Genomic DNA, 8,134 nt, shown 5'->3' with positions numbered 1-8,134 from the left:
TCTCACGGAATCAGGCCATTACGCGCTAACATTGTTTAGCCTAAAGCAAATAACTTTAAATTAGCAACAAATAAACTTTAATCAATATCACGAAATTCATTATGCTTGTCGATATTTTTGTCTGATTTCCATAATAAAAATAATATACTATTTAGCATGATAACTTGACGTATGCATGATCATTTCACTCATTTGCTGGATCCGTCGATGACGTGTTTTTTCAGGAAAATAACAGGGAAAATATAAATATCCATGAAACTGCTTAGTCCATTATTGATGTACAAAGGATTACCTAAAGACATATATTTTATTGCATTGGCAAAATTTGTTCTGGGTCTAGGTAATTTTATCATGCCATTCATGATTCTTTTGTTCACACAAAAACTTGGATACTCAACGACAGTGGCTGGTGGGCTGGCTATGGGGATCACCACGATTTTTCTTGTGGGTAACCTTATCGGAGGTAATATATCTGATATTTTCGGGCATAAGAAAGTGATGGTTCTGGGAGAGGCCGCAGGTTCATTGGTTCTGATATTCAGTGGTTTTTTTTCAGACTGGCATGTAATGTTACCTGCTTTACTTTTCTTAGGTTACTTTTTTTACGGAGTGGCTCTTCCTGCCAGTAATGCACTTACAGCAGACATATCATCCACAAATAATCGCAGTGCGGTAATGTCATTAAGCTACCTTGCATACAGTTTGGGTTCTGGTATTGGCCCTGTATTAGCCGGCTATCTTTTCTGGAATTTCACAGAGTGGGTTTTTTGGGGGAATGGGCTTGCAAGTTTAGTCGGTGTTTTAATTGTTTTATTCGGTGTAAGTCATAATACTCATAATCATAAAATTAATGAAACAGACTATCCTGAGCTTGAAAGAGCTACTGGAGATTCAGTATGGCAGGTTTTTAAAGAGAGGCCAAGATTACTCATATTTGGAATTTTATGTACCTTTCTTTGGTTTTCGTTGAATCAGATGGCAATCACTACCCCGCTCTACTTAAGCCATTTATTTGAAAAGCAAGGTCCAATTCTGTATGGGCAATTAATGACATTTTCAAGTATATTAATAGTTATCATTACACCAATAATAATAAAGCTGACAGAAAATTTATGTGATATTAAAAGCCTTTCCATCTCTGGTTTTGCTTTTGCACTAGGATATAGCCTGATATTATTTTATAGCTCAGTCAGCATTCAGTTTATAGCATGGTTTTTCCTTTCGGTAGGAGAGGTTTTGCTTTTAACCAAAGAAGGCGTGTATTTAGCCAATAACTCTCCAAGTAGTCATCGGGGGCGCATAAGTGGGATATTGACAACAGTCAGAAACGTTGGCCTTATGCCTACCTATATTTTAATTGGGGCTTATATTCAATCAGCAGGTTATGCGCGCACCTGGGGTTTGATAATTATCAGTGCATTGATAGCCGGGTTAATGTGTTGGCTTTTTTCAATTCAACAAAATAAAGCTATTAAAAATTAACTTGAATTAATTGGATATTTTCAGGTGATTCGAAACTTCCTCCCTGGGGCTACAATAAAAAAGAGCTTCATGTTATAACATGAAGCTCCTGAGTATTAATTCCGGGGTATTAATATTGCTTTATGTGGCTATAAAGCCCGAAGAATTGCTTCGACGCTCGCTTTAGCATCACCAAATAACATTTGGGTATTCTCTTTAAAGAAAAGTGGATTTTGCACTCCGGCATATCCCGTATTCATCGAGCGTTTAAATACAATGACATTTTGTGCTTTCCAGACTTCCAGTACCGGCATTCCAGCAATAGGGCTTGAAGGATCTTCCTGAGCGGCCGGGTTTACTGTGTCATTGGCTCCGATAACCAAAACTGTATCTGTTTCAGTAAAGTCATCATTGATTTCATCCATTTCCAAAACGATATCATAAGGAACTTTTGCTTCGGCAAGCAGCACATTCATATGCCCCGGCAAACGCCCTGCAACCGGATGAATGCCAAAACGAACATTTATGCCCTTTTCACGCAACTTCGCGGTAATGTCATGAACCGGATACTGTGCCTGAGCAACTGCCATACCGTAACCCGGAGTGATGATTACTGAAGTGGAATTTTTTAACAGTTCAGCGACCTCTTCCGCCGTTGTTTCACGATATTCCCCCATCTCTTGTTCATCACCTGAGGAAACACTATCGGTACCGAAACCGCCGGCGATAACACTGATAAAAGAACGATTCATCGCTTTGCACATAATATATGAAAGGATGGCCCCCGAAGAACCCACCAAAGCACCTGTGACTATTAACAAGTCATTACTTAGCATGAAACCCGCCGCTGCTGCTGCCCAACCTGAATATGAGTTCAGCATGGAAATAACAACGGGCATATCTGCGCCACCGATGGAGGCAACTAAGTGCCATCCGAAAGCAAGTGCAATGATTGTCATCAGTAACAAAGTGAAAACTTGTAATCCAACACTTTCCGTTCTTATAAAAGTGAGCATCAGTATCAAAGATATGACCAATGCTGCCAGATTAAGTTTATGACGGTGTGGTAACATCAACGGCTTGGAAGAAATCTTTCCTCTCAATTTACCAAATGCCACCACTGAACCGGTAAACGTCACGGCACCAATAAAGACTCCCAGAAAGACTTCTGTCAGATGAATATTTTCCATAACGGAATCTGCAAAAATATCATGGGAGATAAAGCTGTTGAACCCCACCAAAACTGCCGCCAAACCGACAAAACTATGCAGGATAGCGACTAATTCAGGCATCTCCGTCATTTCCACTTTTTTGGCGAGACGAATGCCAATAACAGCGCCAATGATCATTGCCAACATAATCCAGCCAACTTTGCCGGAGTCAGGCCCTAAGATAGTGGCAATCAACGCAATTGCCATACCAACGATGCCAAAAATATTACCCCGTTTGGCGCTTTCATGACGGGAAAGCCCGGCGAGGCTGGAAATGAACAAAATGGCAGCAACAATATATGCCGCTGTAACTATTCCACTCGAAAATATTCCATTCGAAAATACTCCGTTCGACATAAGTTACCCCTTATCCTTTACGAAACATTTTCAGCATACGTTGGGTGACAGTAAAGCCACCAAAAATATTGATGCTGGCGATTAATATTGCAATGAACGAGAAGAAACTCACCCATCCCCCTGCACCAATTTGCAACACGGCTCCGATGACAATGATCCCTGAAATCGCATTGGTGACAGACATTAATGGTGTATGTAACGAATGACTGACGTTCCAGACAACGTAGTAACCCACGATGCAAGACAACGCAAACACGGTGAAATGAGATAAAAATTCTTTCGGTGCAACATGTGCCAACCAGCCATACAGAATTATCGCCAATATGATCCCTCCATACTTCAGCCACGAAGATTTAGGTTTTTCTTCTGGTCTGGCCTCGTTCTTCACGACTGATGAGGGTTTTGCGGTGGCAGGCTGAGCCGAAACTTGAATAGGTGGAGCTGGCCAGGTGATGTCACCCTCTTTAATGACAGTAACGCCGCGTACAACAACATCATCAAAATCGATGTTGATTTCTCCATTTTTCTCTTTGCAGAGTAATTTCAATAAATTGACCAGATTGGTTCCGTAGAGCTGTGATGATTGAGTTGGCAATCGACTGGGCAAATCAGTATAACCTATCACTTTCACACCATTTGGTGTTACAGCAAGTTTATCAGCTTCTGTATATTCACAATTCCCGCCATTCTGGGCAGCCAGATCAACAATCACGCTGCCCGGTTTCATGGAATCGACCATTTCTTTAGTAATAAGACGAGGTGCTGGTTTGCCCGGAATCAGTGCCGTAGTGACGATAATATCAACCTCTTTTGCCTGCGCAGAAAATAATTCCATTTCTGCCTTGATAAAAGCGTCCGACATGACTTTTGCATAGCCATCCCCTGCACCGGCCTCTTCTTTGAAATTCAATTCCAAAAATTCAGCGCCCATACTTTGTACTTGTTCTTTAACTTCTGGACGCGTATCAAAAGCCCGGACAATCGCACCGAGGCTACCCGCGGCACCAACGGCTGCTAACCCTGCAACACCTGCGCCAATAATCATGACCTTAGCTGGTGGTACTTTACCTGCTGCTGTAATTTGCCCTGTAAAAAAACGGCCGAATTCATGGGCAGCTTCAACTATGGCACGATAGCCAGCAATATTCGCCATTGAACTAAGCGCATCTAAAGATTGTGCGCGGGAAATTCGCGGAACTGCATCCAAGGCCAGAACGGTCACCTTACGTTCTGACAGCTTTGCCATTAATTCAGGATTTTGTGCCGGCCAGATGAAACTCATCAACGTAGCGCCTTCTTTCATCAAGGCAATTTCATCATCGGTAGGAGCATTGACTTTTAAAATAACATCTGATTGCCAAATCTGATGATATTCTGCAATATCAGCCCCCGCATTTTGATAAGCAATATCATCAAAACTAGCAAGTTGCCCTGCTTCTGTCTCAATTGTGACGCTGAACCCCAATTTGCGCAATTGCTCCACCGTTGATGGTGTGGCAGCAACGCGAGCTTCATTGGAAAGTCGCTCTTTTGGTACACCAATATGCATAATGTTTCCTTCTTTAAGAATGAAATATTGCCGATTATTACCTTGTTGAAGCCTATTTAACGATTAGATTGATTTTATTTCTGCCATCAGCAAAACCTATCAATAGAATATAAAATAGTAACGCAATGAAAATAATGTCAATGATTTATCATCATAATGTCAGAAAAAAACAAAATGACCTTCCAATCTAAACGATAACGTATCTCATATAACTCACTATATTTATCAAAATTCCTAGTGCCATATACTAAAAACTGACAATCGTTTATTTAGAAGGTATAAATTCTTGCGACAATTGGCATTATTACATGTAATAATTGCGAGCTATGTGATACATAACAATGTTCAGCACGTTATAAATATTTTAATGCGCAAGGCGAAAGGATTTTTTATGAAGCTGAAGACAACGATCATCGCTACTGCGGTGTTCTCATTAACCACGATTACTGCTGCACATGCGGCTAAAGAATTGTCCCCGGAACAAGCCGCAGAGCTCAAACCTTTTGAGCGAATTGCAGTCACAGGTCGTTTTAATGCAATTTATGAAGCTGCCGATGCAGTTTCTCGTCAGGCAGATAAAAAAGGCGCTGAAAGTTTTTACATCCAAAGTCTCGACGATCTCAATGGACGTGGTAATTTACGTGTTGTGGCCGATTTGTATCATAAGGATGCAGAAAAAGCAGATAAAACACCTAATTATCGCATCTATCGTGGTATTAAAGAATTACCTAAAACAGAAGCAATTACTTTGGAACCTTTTGATACGGTAACGGTGAATGGCTATTTCCCCACTGATCCTGACATGAAAGAAGCCATCGCCAAAGCGGCCAAAAAGAAAGATGCAGCCTCCTTCTTTATTGTTCGTGACATTGCACCAAATAATGGCGGGAACCAAATAGTTACAGCATATGTTTATAAAGAAGATGCACCAAAACGCAAAGTTCAATCTAATCAAGCTGTAATTCCGGCCGATTCTGATGCGGGCCGTCAGGCACTGGCAAAAGGTGGTGAAGAAGCTGAGAAAGTAGAAATTCCTGGTGTGGCTTCTTCAACTTCAACAAGCAATGTCGTTGGTCGCTTTTTTGAAACCCAGACAGCAAAAGGTGGGCGTTACACTGTAACCTTACCGAATGGCACAAAAATTCAAGAACTGAATAAAGCATCCGCCGCTCAGATGGTGCCATTTGATTCCATCACTTTCTCTGGTTATTACACTACTGCCCCGGAAGTGTCTTATCAGGTTGCTAAACGTGCAGCCGAAAAAGGCGCAAAATACTACCATGTCACCAGAGAATGGCAGTCCAATGGTGGTAACGTGACGATCAGTGCTGACTTATTCAAATAATCGAAACGTTATTCATCACACCATGAAAAAGGCACAAATAAAACACTGTGCCTTTTTTCTTGTTTACAAGATTTGCATAATTGTTCATTATTTGTTTTTTGTCTGTAAAATACACAATGTGTATTATCAAAAGTGTTTATCATGTACTTATTCCTATGTTTCTCAAGGCAATATTGCATATTAGAAAAAATATCTGTAATTCGTTTTTTTATTCCTCTACATAATTTTATGCATAAAATTTATATTTTTTTGCATAGTCAACCATTGCATACAATCCTTTCACTCCGTAGAATCGCCCTGTTTTTTAGGTTTATCTACTGAATTTTATCTGCAATCCATAGCATGGATGCAACAAATGTCCAATATGTGTTTGATATTCAGGACAAGTGTTCTGGCTAATCGTGTCGATTATATTATTTTTAGGAACGTATCTTTGGAAAAAAAATTAGGCCTCACATCTCTGACAGCACTGGTACTCAGCTCCATGGTTGGGGCTGGCGTATTCAGTCTGCCACAAAACATGGCACAGGTAGGCAGCCCTGTTGCATTAATGATAGGTTGGGGAATAACAGGCATAGGTATTCTCTTTTTAGCCACGTCCTTACTTTTGCTTTCGCGTCTTCGTCCTGATTTGGATAGTGGTATTTTTACCTACGCAAGGGAAGGATTCGGGGAATTAGTCGGGTTCTGTTCTGCATGGGGTTATTGGTTCTGCGCCATTATTGCTAATGTTTCTTATTTGGTTATCGTTTTTGCAGCCTTAAGTTTTTTTACCGATACCGAACATTCAGTCATTTTCGGTGATGGAAATACGTGGCAATCGCTGATAGGTGAATCTATTTTACTGTGGTTTGTTCATGGGTTAGTCCTTCGAGGGGTACAAACTGCTGCGGGAGTCAACCAATTGGCTACGATGGCGAAACTCTTGCCATTGGGCATGTTTATTGTTCTGGCCGTCATTGCTTTCAAAATGGATGTGTTCTCCTTTGATTTCAGCGGCATTGAAATGGGTGTTCCGGTTTGGCAGCAAGTTAAAGATACGATGCTAATTACTTTATGGGTTTTTATTGGTGTTGAAGGTGCAGTTGTTGTTTCAGCCCGAGCTAGAAAACGTAAAGATATTGGTATCGCAACTGTGCTGGCCGTCATTTCAGCATTGGGTGTTTATGTCCTTGTTACCCTTCTTTCACTGGGATTAGTCACAAGACCTGAATTAGCTGCCATGCGCAATCCTTCAATGGCAAACCTTATGGTAGGGTTAATGGGTTCTGCCGGGGATATTGTGATTATTGCTGGTTTAATCATTTCTGTCTGTGGCGCTTATCTGAGCTGGACAATTATGGCCGCAGAAGTGCCATTTATCGCTTCCTTACACGGCTCATTCCCAAAAATATTTAATAAACAAAACAACAAGAAAGCGCCTGAATCATCACTTTGGATCACAAATGGCGCGGTTCAAATCTCTTTGATTTTAATCTGGTTAAGCGGCAGCAATTACAATACATTATTTTCAATTGCGTCAGAGATGATCCTTGTTCCCTACTTTCTTGTAGGCGCATTTTTAGTGAAGGTTGCTTTTGAACGTGGCAGCCGAGCGTTATTATCTATTGCAATAGGTGCCTGTGCTTACGGATTATGGCTAATTTATGCATCAGGTTTGATGAATCTACTGCTTTCAGTTGTGCTATATGCTCCTGGGTTATTGGTTTTCCTGTATGCTCGCAGGCAAAATACGGAAAGAAACCCACTGAACGTAATGGAAAAGCTGGCTATTGTAGTCTTATTTCTTACAACGATCCCTGCTACATGGTTGTTAATACATTAATAATAAGCTGACACTATTGATGTTAGCTTAATACAAATTTTTTCGATTCCAAGTCGTTTTCCAAAGGGGAAGAAATAAAATTCTTCCCCTTTTTTTATTCACAAGTTCTATGGACGTGGACAGAAATAGATGTTGATTTGTAGGCTTAGAGATTTTTTTTGTTGTTGCATATAGCAAGGTTTTGATTATTTCTTATTGGTTTCAAATATTCTTAGTTTTTTATTTTCAATAAGTATGTTGTAACTAAAATGATAGGGACAGATCAAAATCCGTTCTATACATAAATATTTATTCTGTTTCAGATGTTATTCATTTGTTATATTAATAAAACATTCCTACTAATTCTGAAAATAGCTCGCTAGATATTACTATGGGATAAATGAACC

5 protein-coding genes are annotated in these 8,134 nt (G+C 40.3%); 3 read left to right on the top strand and 2 right to left on the bottom strand.

Translation table 11 applies throughout. From position 1 onward, the window contains the following. The first annotated feature begins 252 nt into the window (after window positions 1–252). On the top strand, window positions 253–1,482 hold the full coding sequence (locus AB204_RS09410; protein WP_084728557.1) for an MFS transporter: 1,230 nt from the start codon (window positions 253–255) through the stop codon (window positions 1,480–1,482). Window positions 1,483–1,610: 128 nt separating this feature from the next. On the opposite strand, the gene pntB is transcribed toward AB204_RS09410, so the two are convergent. Together pntB and pntA are read right to left on the bottom strand one after the other, a co-directional pair. Then, on the bottom strand, window positions 1,611–3,029 hold the full coding sequence (gene pntB / locus AB204_RS09405) for a Re/Si-specific NAD(P)(+) transhydrogenase subunit beta (RefSeq protein ID WP_047963126.1): 1,419 nt from the start codon (window positions 3,027–3,029) through the stop codon (window positions 1,611–1,613). 10 nt (window positions 3,030–3,039) lie between these two features. Beyond that, the gene (gene pntA, locus AB204_RS09400; RefSeq protein ID WP_047963125.1) at window positions 3,040–4,578 is read right to left on the bottom strand and encodes a Re/Si-specific NAD(P)(+) transhydrogenase subunit alpha; all 1,539 of its coding nucleotides are present in this window, start codon (window positions 4,576–4,578) and stop codon (window positions 3,040–3,042) included. 391 nt (window positions 4,579–4,969) lie between these two features. Between pntA and ydgH the strand changes: the two genes are divergently transcribed. Continuing rightward, the gene (ydgH, locus tag AB204_RS09395; protein WP_047963124.1) at window positions 4,970–5,923 is read left to right on the top strand and encodes a DUF1471 family protein YdgH; all 954 of its coding nucleotides are present in this window, start codon (window positions 4,970–4,972) and stop codon (window positions 5,921–5,923) included. A 433-nt stretch (window positions 5,924–6,356) separates the two neighbouring features. Beyond that, complete coding sequence (locus AB204_RS09390; protein ID WP_047963143.1) at window positions 6,357–7,748, top strand: basic amino acid/polyamine antiporter; 1,392 nt, start codon at window positions 6,357–6,359, stop codon at window positions 7,746–7,748. Window positions 7,749–8,134 lie beyond the last annotated feature (386 nt).

Origin of the sequence: Xenorhabdus khoisanae (assembly GCF_001037465.1) — a bacterium.
Classification (GTDB): Bacteria; Pseudomonadota; Gammaproteobacteria; order Enterobacterales; family Enterobacteriaceae; genus Xenorhabdus; species Xenorhabdus khoisanae.
Note: the sequence above shows the minus strand (reverse complement) of the source record. Positions and strands in the feature narration are given on the sequence as shown.